General features: G+C 69.3%; 19 protein-coding genes. 6 read left to right on the plus strand and 13 right to left on the minus strand.

Annotation, left to right across the window (positions count from 1 at the left end; genetic code table 11):
• Positions 1 to 194: 194 nt before the first annotated feature.
• The 5 genes from ahcY to secA form a co-directional block, all read right to left on the minus strand.
• The gene (gene ahcY, locus AC3IF1_RS25770) at positions 195 to 1,595 is read right to left on the minus strand and encodes an adenosylhomocysteinase (RefSeq protein WP_489219911.1); all 1,401 of its coding nucleotides are present in this window, start codon (positions 1,593 to 1,595) and stop codon (positions 195 to 197) included.
• A gap of 154 nt (positions 1,596 to 1,749) precedes the next feature.
• Entirely contained in the window at positions 1,750 to 2,154 is a 405-nt protein-coding gene (locus AC3IF1_RS25775) for a CsbD family protein (RefSeq protein WP_489219912.1), read from the minus strand.
• Between the two features lie 305 nt (positions 2,155 to 2,459).
• Entirely contained in the window at positions 2,460 to 4,403 is a 1,944-nt protein-coding gene (locus tag AC3IF1_RS25780; protein ID WP_489219913.1) for a potassium transporter Kup, read from the minus strand.
• A gap of 153 nt (positions 4,404 to 4,556) precedes the next feature.
• Complete coding sequence (gene bioD, locus AC3IF1_RS25785) at positions 4,557 to 5,237, minus strand: dethiobiotin synthase (RefSeq protein ID WP_243964672.1); 681 nt, start codon at positions 5,235 to 5,237, stop codon at positions 4,557 to 4,559.
• A 7-nt stretch (positions 5,238 to 5,244) separates the two neighbouring features.
• Positions 5,245 to 8,136 carry a preprotein translocase subunit SecA gene (gene secA, locus AC3IF1_RS25790; protein WP_489220475.1) on the minus strand — a complete coding sequence of 964 codons (2,892 nt, stop codon included), beginning with the start codon at positions 8,134 to 8,136 and terminating at the stop codon, positions 5,245 to 5,247.
• 260 nt (positions 8,137 to 8,396) lie between these two features.
• On the opposite strand from secA, the gene AC3IF1_RS25795 reads away from it, so the two are divergent.
• A complete protein-coding gene (locus AC3IF1_RS25795; RefSeq protein WP_489219914.1) occupies positions 8,397 to 9,305 on the plus strand; it encodes a peptidylprolyl isomerase in 909 nt (302 codons plus the stop codon).
• 36 nt (positions 9,306 to 9,341) lie between these two features.
• On the opposite strand, the gene AC3IF1_RS25800 is transcribed toward AC3IF1_RS25795, so the two are convergent.
• From AC3IF1_RS25800 to hemH, 4 genes are all read right to left on the minus strand, one after another.
• Positions 9,342 to 9,638 (minus strand): type II toxin-antitoxin system RelE/ParE family toxin, encoded by a 297-nt coding sequence (locus AC3IF1_RS25800; protein ID WP_489219915.1) that lies wholly within the window; start codon positions 9,636 to 9,638, stop codon positions 9,342 to 9,344.
• Positions 9,635 to 9,892: a type II toxin-antitoxin system ParD family antitoxin gene (locus AC3IF1_RS25805; protein WP_243964667.1), complete on the minus strand. Its 258-nt coding sequence runs from the start codon at positions 9,890 to 9,892 to the stop codon at positions 9,635 to 9,637. Before AC3IF1_RS25805 ends, AC3IF1_RS25800 begins: the two co-directional genes overlap by 4 nt.
• A gap of 120 nt (positions 9,893 to 10,012) precedes the next feature.
• Positions 10,013 to 10,171 carry a hypothetical protein gene (locus AC3IF1_RS25810; RefSeq protein ID WP_243964666.1) on the minus strand — a complete coding sequence of 53 codons (159 nt, stop codon included), beginning with the start codon at positions 10,169 to 10,171 and terminating at the stop codon, positions 10,013 to 10,015.
• Between the two features lie 94 nt (positions 10,172 to 10,265).
• The gene (gene hemH, locus AC3IF1_RS25815) at positions 10,266 to 11,348 is read right to left on the minus strand and encodes a ferrochelatase (RefSeq protein WP_243964665.1); all 1,083 of its coding nucleotides are present in this window, start codon (positions 11,346 to 11,348) and stop codon (positions 10,266 to 10,268) included.
• A gap of 276 nt (positions 11,349 to 11,624) precedes the next feature.
• Here hemH and AC3IF1_RS25820 point away from each other — a divergent pair, with 276 nt between their 5' ends.
• Complete coding sequence (locus AC3IF1_RS25820; protein ID WP_243964664.1) at positions 11,625 to 12,314, plus strand: uracil-DNA glycosylase; 690 nt, start codon at positions 11,625 to 11,627, stop codon at positions 12,312 to 12,314.
• Positions 12,315 to 12,333: 19 nt separating this feature from the next.
• On the opposite strand, the gene AC3IF1_RS25825 is transcribed toward AC3IF1_RS25820, so the two are convergent.
• Positions 12,334 to 12,726 (minus strand): hypothetical protein, encoded by a 393-nt coding sequence (locus AC3IF1_RS25825; RefSeq protein WP_243964663.1) that lies wholly within the window; start codon positions 12,724 to 12,726, stop codon positions 12,334 to 12,336.
• Positions 12,727 to 13,083: 357 nt separating this feature from the next.
• Between AC3IF1_RS25825 and AC3IF1_RS25830 the strand changes: the two genes are divergently transcribed.
• The gene (locus tag AC3IF1_RS25830; RefSeq protein WP_243964662.1) at positions 13,084 to 13,461 is read left to right on the plus strand and encodes an AMP-dependent synthetase; all 378 of its coding nucleotides are present in this window, start codon (positions 13,084 to 13,086) and stop codon (positions 13,459 to 13,461) included.
• Between the two features lie 28 nt (positions 13,462 to 13,489).
• Here the strand turns inward: AC3IF1_RS25830 and AC3IF1_RS25835 are convergent, their stop codons facing one another.
• Entirely contained in the window at positions 13,490 to 14,065 is a 576-nt protein-coding gene (locus AC3IF1_RS25835) for a disulfide bond formation protein B (RefSeq protein WP_243964661.1), read from the minus strand.
• Positions 14,066 to 14,079: 14 nt separating this feature from the next.
• Positions 14,080 to 14,235 (minus strand): DUF5993 family protein, encoded by a 156-nt coding sequence (locus tag AC3IF1_RS25840; protein WP_243964660.1) that lies wholly within the window; start codon positions 14,233 to 14,235, stop codon positions 14,080 to 14,082.
• Positions 14,236 to 14,511: 276 nt separating this feature from the next.
• Here AC3IF1_RS25840 and AC3IF1_RS25845 point away from each other — a divergent pair, with 276 nt between their 5' ends.
• The 3 genes from AC3IF1_RS25845 to AC3IF1_RS25855 all read left to right on the plus strand — a co-directional run bounded on the left by AC3IF1_RS25845 (position 14,512) and on the right by AC3IF1_RS25855 (position 17,271).
• Positions 14,512 to 15,330: an enoyl-CoA hydratase gene (locus tag AC3IF1_RS25845; RefSeq protein ID WP_489219916.1), complete on the plus strand. Its 819-nt coding sequence runs from the start codon at positions 14,512 to 14,514 to the stop codon at positions 15,328 to 15,330.
• Between the two features lie 142 nt (positions 15,331 to 15,472).
• Entirely contained in the window at positions 15,473 to 15,769 is a 297-nt protein-coding gene (locus AC3IF1_RS25850) for a hypothetical protein (protein WP_489219917.1), read from the plus strand.
• A gap of 65 nt (positions 15,770 to 15,834) precedes the next feature.
• Complete coding sequence (locus AC3IF1_RS25855; RefSeq protein WP_243964656.1) at positions 15,835 to 17,271, plus strand: phospholipase D-like domain-containing protein; 1,437 nt, start codon at positions 15,835 to 15,837, stop codon at positions 17,269 to 17,271.
• Here the strand turns inward: AC3IF1_RS25855 and AC3IF1_RS25860 are convergent.
• Entirely contained in the window at positions 17,189 to 17,974 is a 786-nt protein-coding gene (locus AC3IF1_RS25860; RefSeq protein ID WP_243964654.1) for an endonuclease/exonuclease/phosphatase family protein, read from the minus strand. The genes AC3IF1_RS25855 and AC3IF1_RS25860 overlap by 83 nt on opposite strands.
• Between the last annotated feature and the right edge of the window lie 105 nt (positions 17,975 to 18,079).

Here is an 18,079-nt window from a genome sequence, read left to right on the forward strand (position 1 = left end):
AGGGGAACGAAGCGTGGCTGTGGGCCGGTCGCGCATAATGAGTCGTTAACGACACACAGAAGACACAGTTCGATCCCGCATACACGGGTTGACAACGAGCGAGGCCCGACGCAGTGCGCCGGGCCTCGCAAACCGTGCTCGAAATCCGAACCGGCGGACGGACCGGAACCCGGTCGCGCCGCGGGTCCAGTGCGTCAGTAGCGGTAGTGCTCGGACTTGAACGGGCCGGACTCCGAGACGCCGATATAGGCCGCCTGGTCCGGGCGCAGCTTCGAGAGCTTGACGCCGATCTTCTCCAGATGCAGGGCCGCGACCTTCTCGTCGAGGGTCTTGGGCAGGGTGTAGACCTGCTTCTGGTACCTGCCCGGGTTGGTCCAGAGCTCGATCTGGGCCAGCGTCTGGTTGGTGAACGAGGCCGACATCACGAAGGACGGGTGACCCGTGGCGTTGCCGAGGTTCACCAGGCGCCCCTCCGAGAGGAGGATGATGCGGTGGCCGTCCGCGAAGGTGATCTCGTCCACCTGCGGCTTGATGTTCGACCACCGGAGGTTCTTCAGGCCGGCGACCTGAATCTCGTTGTCGAAGTGGCCGATATTGCACACGATCGCACGGTCCTTCATGGCCCGCATGTGCTCGATCGTGATAATATCCTTGTTGCCCGTGGCGGTGACGAAGATGTCGGCCCGCGGGGCGGCATCCTCCATGGTCACGACCTCGTAACCCTCCATAGCGGCCTGAAGCGCACAGATCGGGTCGATCTCCGACACGAGCACGCGGCAGCCGGCGTTCCGCAGGGACGCGGCCGAGCCCTTGCCGACATCACCGAAGCCCGCGACCATGGCGACCTTGCCGGCCATCATCACGTCGGTGCCGCGGCGGATGCCGTCGACCAGCGACTCTTTGCAGCCGTAGAGGTTGTCGAACTTCGACTTGGTCACCGAATCGTTCACGTTGATCGCCGGGAAGAGCAGCTTGCCCTCCTTGGCCAGCACGTAGAGGCGATGGACGCCCGTGGTGGTCTCCTCGGAGACGCCCTTGATGCTGTCGGCGAGACCGGCGAACCAGCCCTTCGGCTTCTCGGCGAGCTTCTTCTTGAGCAGCGCGAAGAAGATCTCCTCCTCCTCGCTCTCCGGCTTGTCGAGGAAGGCGGTGTCGCCGTTCTCGGCGCGCAGGCCGAGATGGACGAACATGGTGGCGTCGCCGCCGTCGTCGAGGATCATGTTCGGCATGCCGCCGTCATGCCAGTCGAACAGGCGCGAGGTGTAGTCCCAGTAATCCTCGAGGGTCTCGCCCTTCACGGCGAAGACCGGGATGCCCGCGGCCGCGACGGCGGCGGCGGCGTGGTCCTGGGTCGAGTAGATGTTGCACGAGACCCAGCGGATGTCGGCGCCGAGCGCCTTCAGGGTCTCGATCAGCACCGCGGTCTGGATCGTCATGTGGAGCGAGCCGGCGATCTTGGCGCCCTTCAGGGGCTGCGCAGCGCCGTACTCCTCGCGGACCGCCATCAGGCCCGGCATCTCCGTCTCGGCGATCGAGATCTCCTTGCGGCCGTACTCGGCCAGCTCGATGTCCTTGACGATGTAATCCTTGGCCATGACGCGGCAGCTCCGTGTTCGCGTTTCGGTTCGGAGCCAGCCTCTATCACCTCGAGCGGCGCGAAGCAATCAAGACATAAACATGTCTTTATGCGTTCCGGGCGGGGGACGGCCGCCGATCCGGCCGCCCCGCCGCCCGGCGGGATCGCGTGCCTCAGCGATTGGGCCGAGCCAGCCAGCCGAGACCGAACGCGACCGCGGCCACGAGGGCGAGCGTCGCGGCACGGTTCTCGTCCGCGCGTGCCGCGAGGTAGCGGCCGTGATGAACGGCCCGGTCGCGATAGTGCTGGCCCCGCTCGATGGCCTCGTCGGCCAGGTCCCGGCCGCGCTGGCTGACTTCACGATACCGGGTCCGGCCCTCCTCGACGAGGTGCTCACCCCCGTCGCGCAGGTCGCGCACGGCGTCGCGCGCCTCGCCGTAGGCATACTGAGCCGCTCCGGCGGCCTGATCGTAGGCGCCCTCGAACTGGTCGCCGGCCCGGCCGCGCACCGCTCCGGCCACCGTCCTGGCCCGGCCCCGGAGATGGCGGACACCGCCCTCGATATGATCTCTGTTCATCTGTCCTCCGATCCGGCGCGCGCCGATGGGCGCATCGCCTAGGTCGGGGCGGAACGAGGCGGGACGGCAACGGTTCCCCGCAAATCGGGGAACGGCGCCTCAAGGTTTCGTGCGTCGCTTGCGGACCTGCCGGGGAAATTCCGGCGCCTCAGCAGTCGTCGCCCGTCGCGTGGCGGATACGGCGCGGCGGTCGGCCCGACCCGGTGAGCCGGAACGGTGTCCGTACTCTTCCGAAGCCTGTCGATGCTCCCGCCGGATCGCATCGAAGATTTGGAGGGCGGCGCGCCTCTTCTCGGGGACGCCGATCAGATCTCGATCTCGGTACCCACCTCCACCACCTGCCGGGTCGGCACGCCGAAGAAGGCGCCGGTGCGCTCGGCGTTGCGCTGCATGAAGGCGAACAGCCCCTCCCGCCAGGGCATCATCCCGCGGTCGTCGCTCTTCGGGATGATGGTCTCGTGCCCCACGAAGACGGTCATGTCTTCGAGGACGTGCGGCGGCAGGTGCCGGGATTCCACCGCGCAGGCGAGGCCCTCCGGGATCGAGGCCTCCTCCATGAACCCGTAGCGAAGGATGACCCGGTAGAAATCCGGCGCCAGGATCGTGACATGGGCGCGCTGTGCCGTGGGGACGGTCGGCGTCTCCTCGTAGAGCGCCGTGATGATCAGGATTCGCTCCATCAGCGCGTGATTGCGCTCCACGAATCGCGAGAGGTGCAGCGGGATCCCGTGCTCGGCCGCGGACAGGAACGCGGCCGTCCCCGGCAGGCGCAGCAACGGGCGGTGCTGCAGACCGGACAGGAAGACGTCCTCCGGCAACCTCAGGGCCACGCGGGCCTCCTCGACCAGCTCGTTGCCCCTCTTCCAGGTCAGCATCATCAGCGCGACGAGACCGGCCAACACCAGGGGAAACCAGCCCCCCTCCAGGATCTTCACGCTGTTGGCGGCGAGAAACACGGCGTCGATGACCAGGAAGAAGCCGTTCACCGCGAAGACGAGAATCGGATTGTAGCCCCAACGCAGCGCGATCAGCGCCGCGAGCAGCGTGGTGATGCCCATCAGCATCGACACCGCGATCCCGTAGGCACCGGCCAGGGCGTCGGACGATTCGAACATCACCACCGCCACGATGGTAGCCACCGCGAGCAGCCAGTTCACCATCGGCACGTAGATCTGTCCGCGCTCGTCGCGCGCCGTCTGTACGATGCGCATCGCCGGGAGGAACCCGAGCTGGACCGATTGCTGGGTCAGCGAAAACACCCCCGAAATGATCGCCTGCGAGGCGATGATCGTCGCCATCGTGGCGAGGAGAATGAGCGGCAGGTGGGCCCAGTCCGGGCACAGGCGGAAGAATGGGTTCTCGATGGCATCGGGATCGGCGAGCAGCAGCGCGCCCTGGCCGAAATAGTTGAGCACCAGCGCGGGCAGGACCAGCACGAACCAGGCGGCACGGATCGGCAAGGCACCGAAATGGCCGAGATCGGCATACATCGCCTCGCCGCCGGTCACCGCCAGGAAGGCCGCACCCAGCATCGCGAAGCTGACGGGGAGCCCGGCATGCAGCATGAAGTCCAACGCCTGGTACGGGTTGGCAGCCGCGAGGATCTCCGGCCGGCCTAGGATGCCGCCGATGCCGAGCAGGGCCAGGACCACGAACCAGACCATCATGACCGGCCCGAACACCCGGCCGATGGCGGCCACGCCCTTGTACTGCACCAGGAACAGCCCGATCAGGATGACCAGGGTGATCGGCACCACGTACGGCCCGAGCGCGGGCGCATCGACCTTCAGGCCCTCGACCGCCGACAGCACCGAGATCGCCGGGGTGATCGCCCCGTCGCCGTAGAGTAGCGCCGCGCCCACGAGCCCGACCACCAGCAGCAGCGCCTTCCACGTCCCCGGCCGCGCCTGCCGGGCGCCGAGCAGCGCCAGCATGGCCACGATGCCGCCCTCGCCGCGGTTGTCGGCCCGCAGGATCAGCACCGCGTATTTCAGCGACACGATCAGGATCAGCGACCACAGGATCAGCGACACCGCCCCCGTGGCCGCCGCCGGCACCGAGGCCCCCCCGGCGGTGGCTGCCTTCACCGCCTCCTTGAACGCGTAGAGCGGGCTCGTCCCGATATCGCCGTAGACCACGCCCAGGGCACCGAGGATCAGCGCCGGCCGCAACCGGCCGTGGGCAGGATCATGCGCATGTTCGGCGGCGTCCGGAATCGGAGCCGCGGCGGGGGCAAGGGACTCACTCAACGGACCAGCTCCCGCAGGACCCTGCCCGATCTGGGCGGGTCGATGCCACGCGACAGGTAGCGGCCACGGCCACACCGTCCAGCGCGGACAGGGCCGCCGCCGCGACGAACGAGATTCGCCGTCGCCGCATATCATCCAGTCGGATCACCCGCCTCATCCGATGCCGATCAGGTCTGCCAGGGCGTCGGGGCAGGCGGCACCGCGTCCGAGGCAGACGACCGGCGTATCGGCGTGGCGGGCGATCGAGGCGGCCACGGTGCCGGCCGGCGCCGGCGCGCCCGCGCTCTCGCTGACGACGATTCCGAGCAGCGGGATGCCGTGCCGGCGCAGGGTCTCGCAGGCGGTGAGCGCGTGGCTGATCGCCCCGAGATAGCTGCCGGAGACGAGGAGCGTCGGCACTCCGAGCGCCCGCAGCCAGTCGAGGCCCGTCGCCGACCCGGTGACCGGGCTCATCAGGCCACCGACCCCCTCGATCAGCAGCAGGCCGTCCGTTCCGGCGATCTGCGCGCGGCACCAGCCGACCAGATCGGCGAGGTCCAGGGACCGGCCCTCCAGGACGGCCGCCTGGTCGGGCGCGAGCGGCGCCGAGAAGCGCCAGGGCGAGCAGGCTTCCACGGCTCCCTCGTCGAGGGCGATCGCCTGCGCGTCGAGCAGGCGGGCGGTGTCGCTTTCGGCGAAGGCCGGATCGTTCAACGGCGGGACGCCGCTCGCCAGCGGCTTCACGGTTCGGACCCGCCGACCCAGCGCCCGGAGGCGCCGGGTCAGGGCCGCGGTGACGTAGGTCTTGCCGATCTCGGTGCCGGCCCCGGCGACAAAGACCGCCCGCGCCGCCATGGCGGCCTCAGGCCTGGAGGCTGCCGTGGCAGTGCTTGTACTTCTTGCCGGAGCCGCAGGGGCACGGTTCGTTGCGCCCGACGCGGCCCCAGGTGGCGGCATCGTTCGGATCGCGCTCCAGCACCGCCCCGTCCACCGCCAGACCCTGCGCGGCGAAGCCGTAGGCCGGGCCGCCACCGCCATCGCTGCCCGAGCCGAAGCCGGCATAGTCCATCTCGTTCTCGCCGGTAACCGGGTCGAGATGCTGGGCGAACATCGGCGGCAGGGCCGGCCCGCCCGGCGGGAATTCGGCTTGCGGCTCCTGCATCATGATTTCGACCCGCGAGAGCTGTGCGGTGACCTGCTCGCGCAGGGCGGTCACGAGGCCGTTGAACAGGTCGAACGCCTCGGACTTGTACTCGTTGAGCGGATCGCGCTGGGCGAAGCCGCGCCAGCCGATCACCTGCCGGAGGTGATCGAGGGTCACGAGATGCTCGCGCCAGAGATGGTCGAGGGTCTGGAGCAGCACCTGCTTCTCGATATAGGCGGTGACCTCGGCGCCGTTCTTCTCGGTCCGGACCGCGTAGGCCTCCTCGGTCGCCTTGAGCAGGCGCTCGCGCATCTCCTCGTCGGCGATGCCCTCCTCCTTGGCCCAGTCCTCGACCGGCGCGTCGAGGTTGAGAACCTCCTTCACCTGCTCGCGCAGACCGGCGACGTCCCATTGCTCGGCGTAGGCGTTCTGGGGGATGAACCGGGCGACGAGGTCGTCGATCACGCCCTCGCGCATCTCGTCCACGGTCTCCCGGACGCTGTCCTGGCCCATGAAGTCCCGGCGCTGCTCGAACACGACCTTGCGCTGGTCGTTCATGACGTTGTCGTACTTGAGCACGTTCTTGCGCATGTCGAAGTTGCGCGCCTCGACCTTCTGCTGCGCCTTCTCGATGGCCTTGTTGATCCAGGGATGGATGATCGCCTCGCCCTGCTCCAGGCCGAGCTTCTGCAGCATCCCGTCCATGCGGTCGGAGCCGAAGATCCGCATCAGGTCGTCCTGAAGCGACAGGTAGAACTTCGAGCGGCCGGGATCGCCCTGGCGGCCCGAGCGGCCACGGAGCTGGTTGTCGATGCGCCGGGATTCGTGGCGCTCGGTGCCGATGATGTAGAGGCCGCCCGGCAGGTCCTTCTTGCGGCCCGCTTCCGGATCCGCCTTCTCGCCCGAGGCCAGCACCTTGGCGCGGTTCTCGGCGATCTCGGACTTGATCGCCTCGATCCGGGCATCCCGCTCCGGCCCTTCGGGCAGGGTGGCGAGTTCCTTCTCGACCCGCATCTCGATGTTGCCGCCGAGCTTGATGTCGGTGCCGCGGCCGGCCATGTTGGTGGCGATGGTGATCGCCCCGGGCACGCCGGCCTCGGCGACGATGTAGGCCTCCTGCTCGTGGAAGCGGGCATTCAGCACCGCGAAGCGCTTGGTCACCCGGCCCTCGCGGGCGGCCTTGTAGACGTCGGTCAGCGCGTTCGGATCCGAGTAGTCGAGCAGGGTGTAGCCGGCCTTCTTGAGCATCTCGGCCAGATGCTCCGACTTCTCGATCGAGCCGGTGCCGACCAGGATCGGCTGGTGGCGGCTATGCGCCCGGTCGATCTCCGCGATGATGCCCTCGTACTTCTCGCCGACCGTGCGATAGACCTCGTCGTCCTCGTCGACGCGCTCGACCTCCTTGTTGGTCGGGATATCGACCACGTCGAGCTTGTAGATCTCGGCGAACTCGTCGGCCTCCGTCGAGGCCGTGCCGGTCATGCCGGCGAGTTTCTTGTAGAGTCGGAAATAGTTCTGGAAGGTGATCGAGGCGAGCGTCTGGTTCTCGGGCTGGATCGTGACCCGCTCCTTGGCCTCCAGAGCCTGGTGCAGCCCCTCCGAGTAGCGCCGGCCCTGCATCATGCGGCCGGTGAACTCGTCGATGATCACGACCTCGTCATTCTTGACGATGTAGTCCTTGTCCCGGGTGAACAGCGTGTGGGCGCGCAGGGCCTGGTTCACGTGGTGGACCAGGCTGACGTTGTGCGCGTCGTAGAGGTCCCCGTCCTTGAGCAGGCCGACCTCGCGCAGCGTCTCCTCCACGAACTCGTTGCCGGCTTCCGTGAGCGAGACCGTGCGCTGCTTCTCGTCCAGGTCGTAATGCTCGCGCACCAGCCGGGGCAGGATCGCGTCCACGGCGACGTACAGTTCGGAGCGGTCATCCACCGGCCCGGAGATGATCAGCGGCGTGCGCGCCTCGTCGATCAGGATCGAGTCGACCTCGTCCACGATGGCGTAGTTGTGCCCCCGCTGCGCCAGCTGGGACATCTCGTACTTCATGTTGTCGCGCAGGTAGTCGAACCCGTACTCGTTGTTGGTGCCGTAGGTGATGTCGCAGGCATAGGCGTCCTTGCGCTGCGCGTCGTCGAGCCCGTGGACGATCGTCCCGACGGTGAGGCCGAGGAACCGGTAGAGTTGGCCCATCCACTCGGCGTCGCGGGCGGCGAGATAATCGTTCACGGTGACGACGTGGACGCCCTTGCCCTCCAGGGCGTTGAGATAGACCGGCAGCGTCGCCACCAGGGTCTTGCCCTCGCCGGTCTTCATCTCGGCGATGCCGCCCTCGTGCAGCACCATACCGCCGATGAGCTGCACGTCGAAGTGGCGCTGGCCGAAGACGCGCTTGGCCGCCTCGCGCACCGTGGCGAAGGCCGGCACGAGGATGTCGTCGAGGCTCTTGCCGCCCGCGAGTTCCGCCTTCAGCATGTCGGTGCGGGCGCGCAGGGCCTCGTCCGACAGGGTCTGGATCTCCGCCTCCAGCGCGTTGATCTGCGCGACGCGCGGACGGTAGCCCTTGACGCGGCGGTCGTTGGAGGAGCCGAAAATCTTCTTGGCGATGGAGCCGAGCATCATGGACCTGCGGACGCGCGAGCCCGCCCACGGGTGAGCGTGGCGGGCCGGCCTGGGCGGAGTTGGCCGGGCTTATAGAGGTAAACATCGCCCGGCGCACCTGAAAGAGGCGGGCCCGACGCGCGTCGGCGCGGTCACGGTTGCGGGATGGTGGGCACGGCAGCGCTTGCCTTCTCGGGCGACGCGGGCCACCTCTGCCGCGGCCTGCCGCCCGGCGCGATCCGGAGCGGCCACGAGACGTCAGCCGAGGATTCTGCCCCATGCTTCACACCGCCCTCCTCCGGCGCGTCAGCGCGCTGGCCGTCATGATCGCGATGCCGGGCCTCGCCCTGGCCCAGGCGCCCCAGAAGGCTCCGGCCCCGATGACGACGCCCGCCGCGAACACGCCGGCCGGGCCCGACTCCGTGATGGCGAGCGTCAACGGCAAGCCGATCACGCAGGGCGACCTCGCCATCGCGGCCGACGACCCGGCCCTGTCGCTGCCGGGCGTCGACGAGGCGCAGAAGAAGAACCTGCTGGTCGACTACATGGTCGACCTCCGGGTCGGCGCCCAGGCCGCCGAGACGGCCAAGATCGGCGACACCCCCGAGTTCAAGCGCAAGCTCGCCTATTTCCGCGACAAGCTCCTGCTGGACGACTACCTGGAGCAGGAGGCCAAGCGCGCGGTCACCCCGGAAGCCGAGCACGCGATCTACGATCAGACCGTCAAGCTGATGAAACCCGAGGAGGAGGTGCATGCCCGCCACATCCTCGTGGACAACGAGGCCGAGGCGAAGGCCATCGCGGCGCGGATCAAGGGCGGCGAGGATTTCGCCAAGGTCGCGGCCGAGACCTCGAAGGATCCGGGTTCGAAGGCCGAGGGCGGCGATCTCGGCTGGTTCACCAAGGAGCGGATGGTCCCGGACTTCGCCAACGCCGCCTTCGCGATGAAGCCCGGCCAGGTCTCCGACCCGGTGAAGACGCAGTTCGGCTGGCACGTGATCAAGGTCGAGGAGAAGCGGACCAAGCCGCAACCGACCTTCGACGAGCTCAAGGACCAGATCGATCAGCACTTGGTCCGCAAGGCGCAGCAGGACCTGATCCTGAAGCTCCGCGCGGACGCGAAGATCGTGCGCACCGACGCTCCCGAAGGAGCGGCTCAGCCCGCCCCCGAGACGAAGAAGCCCTGATCCGAGCGCGATCGACGGTCGGGCTTGATAGTCCGGTCAGGATGGGAACAGGCGTGTGGCATGATCGACCGTGCCACGCAGGATGTGCAGGATGACGACGTCATCAGTCTCGACCTTGTAAAAAATCAGGTAATCGCCCTGCACACGCCGTCGAACGCCACGGTCCTCGTGGCGGGGAACCAACGGAAAGCGCTCGGGGAAATCAGCCAGCGCCAGGCAGGCCATGCGCAGCTCCTGCACGAAACTAAGGGCGCGCTTCGGATTGTCCTGCGCGATGTAGTCGCCGAGCCCTTCCGGATCGTGTTCCGCCGCGTCCGTGAAACGGACGATCATTCCGTCTCGCCGCTGAGCGCCCGATACTTGCGCTCCAGCCGGTCGAAGACCTCCTCGGCCGACTTGGTCTGCCCGGTTTGAGCCTCAGCGAGGCCGATCGCAATCGATTGATCCAACGTAGCGAGGCTCGCTTCCCGGTCGCGGATCAGACGGACACCTTCCCGCAGCACCTCGCTCTCGGACGTGTATCGGCCGGTTTCGACCAGCCGCGTCACGAAGGCCTCAAGCTTATCCCCGAGATCGGCACGAATCATCGCGTCCTCCAGATGGGCGGATCCGTCCAAGCTAGCCAAACCCATCGACTGCGGTCATGGGAAAAACGCAGCCTCGCGCTGCATCTCTTGGCCTGGCGTACTGAGGGTCGGTCGCGCCCGTCAGTACGGCCGGTCGGGGACGAGGTAGCTCGACTGCGCCGGCGCGGGCTGTGGCGTGACGCCGAGGGCGGTGAGCTCGGCGCTGCGGCGTCCTTCGGCGATTCGGTCGAGGATCGCGATCAGCAGCCAGGGACACGCGATCCCGATGAAGAACGCCATGTGATCCTCCGACGCCGGATCCCTGAACCGTCCAGCTTCGAAGAATGATAGGTCGGTCCCGGCCGTCCGCAAGCGGCGCCCCAGCGCTTTCGCGTCAGATCCAGCCCTGAAGTTCGCGGCGCACGACGTTCTCGATGACCTTCATGCCGAGGTCAGTGTCGTTCAGGCAGGGGATGTAGGCGAAGCGCTCGCCGCCGTTGCCCTCGAAATAATGGCGGTTCTCGCCGTCGAGTTCTTCCAGGGTTTCCAGGCAATCCGCCGTGAAGCCCGGGGCCACGATCGCCATGCGCTTCACGCCGGACCTTGCCAGCGCGGTCACGGTCTCATCGGTATAGGGCTTGAGCCATTCCTCGTTTCCGAAGCGCGACTGGAAGGTCACCCGCATGCGCTCCGGCGACAGCCCAAGCGCCTCGCGGATCAGCCGCCCGGTCTTGAGGCACTGGCAATGGTAGGGATCGCCCTTGAGCAGGTAGCTCCGCGGCACCCCGTGGAACGAGGTAAGGATCACCTCGGGCTCGAAATCGAGCTTGGCCAGCCCCTCGCGGATCGAGTCGGCCATGGCGGCGATGTAGACCGGGTCGTCGTGATAGGGCGGCGAGACCCGCACCGTCGGCTGCCAGCGCATCTCCATCAAAGCCCGGAACGCCTGATCGCAGGCGGTGGCCGAGGTGGCGGCGGCGTATTGCGGGTAGAGCGGCACCAGCAGGATCCGGTCGCAGCCCTGGTCGAGGAGCGCCTGAAGCCGATCGGCGACCTCCGGCTTGCCGTAGCGCATGGCCCAGTCGACCACCACCGAATCGCCCATCGCGGCTTGCAGACGCTCGCTCTGGCCGCGGGTGGTGGTCTTCAGCGGCCCTTCGTTGCGCGCGTTGTTCCAGACGCTGGCATAGTCGCGGCCCTTCGGCCCGGGGCGCTTGGTCAAGATGATCAGGTTGAGCAGCGGCCACCAGATCAACCGCGGCACCTCGATGACCCGCCGGTCCGACAGGAATTCCTTGAGGTACCGGCGCATCGGCCAGTAACTCGTGCCCTCCGGCGTGCCGAGATTCATCAGCAGGACGCCGACGCGGCCCCAGGCCACCTTCGGATGGTCGGCCGGCAAGCCGCCCGCCGCAGGCTGCAGGGTCGTCAGGGGCCGGCCATTCGCCAGCGCGGCGGGTTCGACGCGTTCGTTCATGGCAGCGTTCCGGCGCCGCGCGCCGAGTCCTTCCTCTGGCTTCCACTAACCGGCGGCCGGCGCGGACGCCTGGCCCCGTACCGGAGACTCATACCTGTCGGGTGCGTTCCATGTAGGGTGCGATGCCGCGCGGCGAAGGGCGGACGCGAGATGCCGCACCGTGGCGCTCGTTCGACCGATGTCCCTAACCACGGGCGGCCCCGGGCCGCAACCGCCGCACCGGCGACGGGAACCGGCCGCAGCTTATCCCGACACGGAATCCGATTGCGAGACCTCATGACCGACACGCCCGTCGCCGACGCCCTCTCGGCCTTCCGTGCCTCCGGCTCGCCATGGCTAACGCTGCCATTCTTCGCGGGCGGGCAAGCCGACGCGGTGGCGGCGCGCGTCGACGCCCGGCTCGCCGCGGGCGCCCAGGTGCTGCCGGCGCCGGACCGGATCTTCCGCGCCCTCGCCGAGACGCCGCTGCCCGCGGTACGCGCGGTGATCCTCGGCCAGGATCCCTACCCCACACCCGGCGACGCCAACGGCCTCGCGTTCTCGTTCGTGGGCTCGGGCCGCCTGCCCGCGTCGCTGAAGGTGATCCTGGCGGAGGCGGGCTCGGACCGGGCGGCCGGTGGCGATCTGACGCCCTGGGCCCGGCAGGGTGTCCTGCTGCTCAACAGCGCGCTGACCGTGGAGGCGGGCAAGGCGGGGGCGCATCTGCGGTTCGGATGGGCATCCCTCACCGACGAGGCGGTGGCCGCGGTCTCGGCACGCCCGGAGCCCGCGGTCTTCCTGCTCTGGGGCGCCCAGGCCCGCGCCCGGACGGCGCTGATCGATTCAGCCCGCCACGGGGTATTCGAGAGCGGACACCCCTCGCCACTCAACCGCGCCCGGGATTTTCCCGGCTCCGACCCGTTCGGGCGGGCCAATCACTGGCTCGCGGAGCACGGGATCCGGCCGATCGACTGGCACCTCGGCTGAACCGGACGACCGCGGGTCCCTATTGCGGCTTGGCGGGCTCGGCGGGCTTCGCCGGTGCCTCGGAGGCCGGCAGCAGCACGTTCTTGGCCACGGTTCCGTCGGGCCCGTACTCGCCCGCCACCGCGATGCAGGCCTGATCGCGGTTCTGCGCCATCTGGTTCGACATCAGCGTGAACATCGTCTGGACACGGTTGCCGAAGGGCCCGCGGGGCTGGACGTCCTCGATCCGCACGTTCTGCTTCGCCAGCAGCGCTTCGAACTGCTCGCTGCCGATCCGGTAGCCGCAGACATTCGACGCGGCGAAGATGTAGGCGGAAAACTCGAGGGCGCGCGGGGCCGGCGCATTCCGGATCTGCGCCTGCGCCGGGAGGGCGACAGCCATCAGGGCGGCGGGAAGGGCGATGTGGCGCATACGGGCGTGATTCCTCGATCCAGGCGGCCTCTGGCGGGCCGCCTCAAGGCGGGGAGATAGGCCGGACCGGTGCCTGGGCCAATGCGACCGAATTCGACGACAAACCTTCGGCCGGACTTCACGGCTCGTTGGCCATAGGCGCAGTCCAGGGCGCCCGGGCGGGCGAAAAGCGGCTTCTCGCTTGGTCACGCGTATCGGTGAGAGGGAGTGTTAACCCGCCCGCGTCACGCCAGGGTGACGGTTTATCCAGATCCAGGCGGTCTGCATCGCATGTACGGCGTCACATCCACGGCCGCATCCATTCCGGCCCCCGCGTCCCGCGACGCCGACAGGCGATTCCGGACTCCGCCCATCGGCGTGGACCGGTGGACCGGTCAGGGCGTCTCCACTCCGGCGCCCTGTCCGCACGGCGTGGCCCGCTGGGCCTGCGGTGAAGGCCTCGGGGCCGGCACCGGCGTCGCGCTGCTGGTGCAGGATCTCGGGCAGGCGGAGGCGATCCGCCTCGGTCTCGCCAGGGTCGGGGTGCGCGTGACCTGCCTGGACGGCACCCGCAGCGGTCAGGCCCTCGCCGACAGCCTCGTCCTGTCGGGCGCGACCCTGGTCATCGTCGACACCGCGCTGGCTGACACCTATGCCACCGTGATGGGCCGGCTCGCGGCGTATCCGGCTCTGTGGTGGAACGGCCCCGGCGCGGATTTCGCCAGCCTCGATCTCGCCCTCGCCGAGCAGGCCTGAGCGGCGACCGTCGCGGAACCGGTGCGGGTTACGGGAGGCGGCGCTCATCCTTCAGCCAGGCGTCGAGCGCCTCGTAATGCGTCGGATCGTCCGGGCACAGGCCGCCGCCGCATTCCGCCGCCGTCGAGACGGCGTTGGCGAGGACGATGCCGAGGAACAGCAGCAGGCAGGCCTTTCCGAACAACCATCCGTCGTGCTGGCCCCGGGTTTCGGGCCGGAGCGCTTCCCCCACCAGGAGGAGCACGCCCACCGCCCCGATGAGCGCCACGAAGGCGATGAGCGCGAGGGTGTAGAAGTGGACGCCCATCAGCGTGGAGCCGTAGCCACCGGTCCCGGGAACCACGTGCAGGGCGACCTGCCGACCCGCGACGACGGCGCCCGCGACCGCGCTCAGGATCGTGACGCCGTAATGGGACGGCCGCGAGCCGAACCGGATGTTGAGCGCGAAGCCGACGCCCGAAGCCGCGAAGGCGGCCCGCTGCAGGAGACAGAGCGGGCACGGCAATTCGCCGAGGAGGAACTGGTAGCCGAACGCCACCAGAAGAATCGCGCTGCAGCCGAGCAGCCCGAGGGCGTTGAGGGTGCGGGCGTGAAGCAGCGCCATGGTGCGTGGCTCGCTCAAAAGTTCAGGTTAAGCGCGGACGTGGCATGCGCGGACAACAGCGCGAGCGTGCCGATCAGCGAGACGAGCCAAAGTCCGATGGCGATGCCGCGCCGTCCTGCGAGGGCCGCTGCCGCGCTCCCTGCGAGACCGATGAACGGCAATACCATCATGGACGCTCTTCCCGCATGTGGGCAGCCCCGGGCAGGGCCCGGTCTGCCGACCGATCGTGCGTGCATGAGACCTTAAGCGTTCGTGAACGTGGCGGGCGCCCCCCGCCCGGGATGCCGGTTCGGCGCGGACGCTGCGAGCGCCCGCAGCGGCGCCGCGACCGAGAACGGCGCTGTGGCGGGTCGAGGGTGGGCATCGCGGGCGCTCGGTCTCCGTGATACCCTCCCGCCAGGAGACCGGCCCCGCGTACTGGGCGAGCCGGCAGCGGGAGACGCCCCATGACCGCTTCCGTCGCGCCGGCCGCGTCCGTTCCGGACGCTCCGCAGGCCCCGGTCCTGCTGCGCAGCGATTCCGGCGGCGTCGCGACCCTGACGCTGAACCGCCCGCAGGCCCGCAATGCCCTGTCGATGGCCCTGATGGGCGCCCTCCAGGGCGAGCTCGACGCGATCCGCGCGGATCCGGCGGTGCGGGTCGTGGTGCTGCGGGGGGCCGGACCGGCTTTCTGCGCTGGGCACGACCTCAAGGAGATGCGTGCCGACCCGTCCCGGGCAGCGACGGAGGCGGTGTTTCGCACCTGCGCCCGGTTGATGCTGAGTCTCGTGCGCCTGCCGCAGCCGGTGATCGCCCGGGTCCACGGGATCGCCACGGCGGCTGGTTGCCAGCTCGTCGCCACCTGCGACCTCGCGATCTGCGCCGAGGAGGCGCACTTCGCTACGCCGGGGGTGCAGATCGGTCTGTTCTGTTCGACCCCGATGGTCGCCCTGTCGCGTGCCGTCTCCCGCAAGGCCGCATTGGAGATGCTGCTGGTCGGCGAGCCGATCGACGCCCGGGAGGCGCTGCGGATCGGCCTGGTCAACCGCGTCGTGCCGGATGCGGATCTCGACGCGGCGGTCGGCACCCTCGCCGAGAAGATCGCCGGAAAAGCCCGGCGGGTCCTGGCGATCGGCAAGGAGGCCTTCGGCCGGCAGGTCGAGATGGGCCTGGAGGAGGCCTACGGCTACGCGGCCGAGGTCATGACCCGGAACATGATGATGGCCGACGCCCGGGAGGGCATCGACGCCTTCCTGGGCAAGCGTCCGCCCCGCTGGGAGCCGTGACGCCGCGCATCCCGAGCGACCGCTTGGCGCGATACGACGCAGGCCGGTCTGCGCGGCGCGCGTAGGCTCCGGCGCCGCCCTGCCCTAGGATCGCGGATGCGCCCGAGCTCCCCGGGCCCGGCGCCCCAACGCGGAACGGCTGATGAGCACCATCGACCTGTTCGGTCTGACGCTGGCCTTCTACGGCACGATGCCGCCGCCCCGGCCGCCGCGCCCGGAGCGCAACGGCGCGACCTGGGCCGCCGCCGTGGTGTTCGGGGGCATCTGCATCGCCATGGTCGGACCGATGATCACCATCTGGAGCTTCCACCGGCCCTATGCGGAGGCCAAGGCGCGCTGCATCCAGTCCGGCGGCCGCATCCTGTACGCGGCGCTCGACGGCAGCGGCCCGTATCGCTGCGAGCGCCCGGTCGCGGCTCCGGTCGGACCCGTGCATTAATCCGCGCCACCGCGTCCGCTTCGGGTATATCCGGCGCCGTCACCAGCGAACCGGATGCCGAGACTTTGGAAAACGCGCTCACGCGATGGCTTGAGTCGACCGCCCTGCTGCGGTCGGACGTCGAGGCGGTCATCGGCTTCACCCTGGCGATCGGCATCACCCTGCACGCCCTGTTGCGCAAGCGGCGGGTGAGCGTGGCGGTGGGCTGGATCGGCCTCGCCTGGCTGTCGCCGATCTTCGGGACCGCCCTCTACCTGACCTTCGGCATCAATCGCGTCTCGCGCCGGGCCCGGCGATTCCGGACCAAGCCCTCGGACGCCACGCACCTGCCCGACGCCGACGACGCCGTGGTGCCCGAGGCGCTCTGGCCCCTCGACCGGGCGATCCGGCGGATCACCGGTCTCCCGGCCTTCGCGGGCAATTCCGTGCGGATGTTCCGCAACGGCGATGCGGCCTACCCGGTGATGCTGGCGGCCATCCGGGAGGCGCGGGCCAGCATCGGCCTGTCGAGCTACATCTTCCGCGACGATCCCACCGGCCGCGAGTTCTGCGACGCGCTCGTGGCGGCCAAGGAGCGCGGCGTGAAGGTCCGCGTCATCATCGACGGGATCGGGGGCGGCTATTTCCAGGCGCCCGTCTACCGGCGCCTCACCGCCGCCGGGGTGCCGGTGGCCCTGTTCATGCACTCCGCCCTGCCCTGGCGGATGCCCTTCCTGAACCTGCGCTCGCACAAGAAGCTCCTGATCCTCGACGGGCGCACGGCCTTCACCGGCGGCCTCAACATCGCGCACCCGAACCGCGTCGCCCTGGGGCCGGAGCACCCGATCCGCGACACCCATTTCCAGCTGGACGGACCGGTGGTGGAGCAGCTCGCCGCGGCCTTCGCGGCCGACTGGGCCTTCGTCGACGGCGAGAACCTCGACGCCGAGCCCTGGTTCACCGCCCTCGAGCCCACCGGCGCGAGCGTCGCCCGGGCGGTGACCTCCGGGCCGGATGCCGATGTCGAGAAGATCGAGCAGGTCATCCTTCAGGCGCTCGCCTGCGCGCGCAAGACCGTCCGGTTCGCGACGCCCTATTTCCTGCCGGACGAACTCGTGACCGGCGCCCTCGCCCAGGCCGCGATCCGGGGTATCACCGTCGACGTCATCATCCCGCGGGTTAGCGACCACCGGTTCATCGACTGGGCGAGCCGGGCCCATCTCGAGCCGCTGCTGCGGGCCGGCGTCCGGGTCTGGCTCGACGAGCCGCCCTTCGATCATTCGAAGACGATGGTGGTGGACGACATCTGGTGTTTCGTCGGCAGCGCCAATTGGGACATGCGCAGCTTCCGGCTCAATTTCGAGTTGAACGTCGAGATCATCGACGCCGATCTCGCCGCCGAACTCGACCAGCTGATGCGCGGCAAGATGCGGGGACGGCTCAGCCGGGAGGATCTCGCCGGGCGGGCCTTGCCGGTCCGTCTGCGCGACGCAGGCGTGCGACTGCTGCTGCCATACCTCTGAGGCGACCGGGGGCGTGCGCCTCGGGGGCCGGACCGAGATGGACGACGATCGGCCGGTGATCGGAGGGGCCCCGGGGCAGCACCGCGTGGTCGTGGCAGACGAGGCCGCGCGCGAGGCATCGGTCGAGGCGCAGGGGCAGCACCTCGACCATGGCGTGGGTCGGCCGGCGCGGACCGACGTCGCGGAACCCCGGGATGAGGGCCGGCCCGACGATGTTGTAATCGCCCAGCACCGCGGCGCGCGGGGGCAGCTCGGCGACGATCCGCCGGAGCTGGCGCCGGTTCAGCATCTGCCCGTGGGACAGGTGGACGTTGGCGATCCCGAATTCCCCGAGATCCAGGATCTGGCAGACCCGGTGCACCAGGGCGCCCGAGGGCAGCGCGATCACCCGGGGCGGGACCGGCCACGGGGTCGGGCTCCACATGGCCAGCCCGTGGATCCGACCCGGCAGGGGGGCCCAGGCGTAGTAGCCGCCGATCCGGTCCAGCAGGAACCCGATCGCCCGGGTCGCCTCCTGCATCAGTAGCAGATCGGGCTTCTCCTGGGCGACAAGGGCGGCCACGTCGTCCGCGGCCGCGCCGGTGCGGCGCAGGAGGTTCCAGCTCACGATCTTGAAGGGCGACCGGACCCCATCCGCCTGGGGGAACGGGGTTTCGGAGATCGGCGCGTGGCCGGGGCAGGCCGGATCTGCAGCGAAGTTCATCGAGCCGGACCGTATCTCACCCGGCGGCTCTCCCGCCACCGCTGCGCTGTAACGCGCCCGGGGCCCGGTCGTTCGAGAGGGGGTGACGCCTCTCGGGTCGCAGGC

The sequence above is a fragment of the Methylobacterium sp. E-012 genome, assembly GCF_057836545.1.

Bases quoted from the DNA above. Each gene is read 5' to 3' on its own strand.
- ahcY (WP_489219911.1), bottom strand. From the start codon at position 1,595: ATGGCCAAGGATTACATCGTCAAGGACATCGAGCTGGCCGAGTACGGC.
- AC3IF1_RS25775 (WP_489219912.1), bottom strand. From the start codon at position 2,154: ATGAACAGAGATCATATCGAGGGCGGTGTCCGCCATCTCCGGGGCCGG.
- bioD (WP_243964672.1), bottom strand. From the start codon at position 5,237: ATGGCGGCGCGGGCGGTCTTTGTCGCCGGGGCCGGCACCGAGATCGGC.
- secA (WP_489220475.1), bottom strand. From the start codon at position 8,136: ATGCTCGGCTCCATCGCCAAGAAGATTTTCGGCTCCTCCAACGACCGC.
- AC3IF1_RS25795 (WP_489219914.1), top strand. From the start codon at position 8,397: ATGCTTCACACCGCCCTCCTCCGGCGCGTCAGCGCGCTGGCCGTCATG.
- AC3IF1_RS25800 (WP_489219915.1), bottom strand. From the start codon at position 9,638: ATGATCGTCCGTTTCACGGACGCGGCGGAACACGATCCGGAAGGGCTC.
- AC3IF1_RS25805 (WP_243964667.1), bottom strand. From the start codon at position 9,892: ATGATTCGTGCCGATCTCGGGGATAAGCTTGAGGCCTTCGTGACGCGG.
- AC3IF1_RS25810 (WP_243964666.1), bottom strand. From the start codon at position 10,171: ATGGCGTTCTTCATCGGGATCGCGTGTCCCTGGCTGCTGATCGCGATC.
- hemH (WP_243964665.1), bottom strand. From the start codon at position 11,348: ATGAACGAACGCGTCGAACCCGCCGCGCTGGCGAATGGCCGGCCCCTG.
- AC3IF1_RS25820 (WP_243964664.1), top strand. From the start codon at position 11,625: ATGACCGACACGCCCGTCGCCGACGCCCTCTCGGCCTTCCGTGCCTCC.
- AC3IF1_RS25825 (WP_243964663.1), bottom strand. From the start codon at position 12,726: ATGCGCCACATCGCCCTTCCCGCCGCCCTGATGGCTGTCGCCCTCCCG.
- AC3IF1_RS25835 (WP_243964661.1), bottom strand. From the start codon at position 14,065: ATGGCGCTGCTTCACGCCCGCACCCTCAACGCCCTCGGGCTGCTCGGC.
- AC3IF1_RS25840 (WP_243964660.1), bottom strand. From the start codon at position 14,235: ATGATGGTATTGCCGTTCATCGGTCTCGCAGGGAGCGCGGCAGCGGCC.
- AC3IF1_RS25845 (WP_489219916.1), top strand. From the start codon at position 14,512: ATGACCGCTTCCGTCGCGCCGGCCGCGTCCGTTCCGGACGCTCCGCAG.
- AC3IF1_RS25850 (WP_489219917.1), top strand. From the start codon at position 15,473: ATGAGCACCATCGACCTGTTCGGTCTGACGCTGGCCTTCTACGGCACG.
- AC3IF1_RS25860 (WP_243964654.1), bottom strand. From the start codon at position 17,974: ATGAACTTCGCTGCAGATCCGGCCTGCCCCGGCCACGCGCCGATCTCC.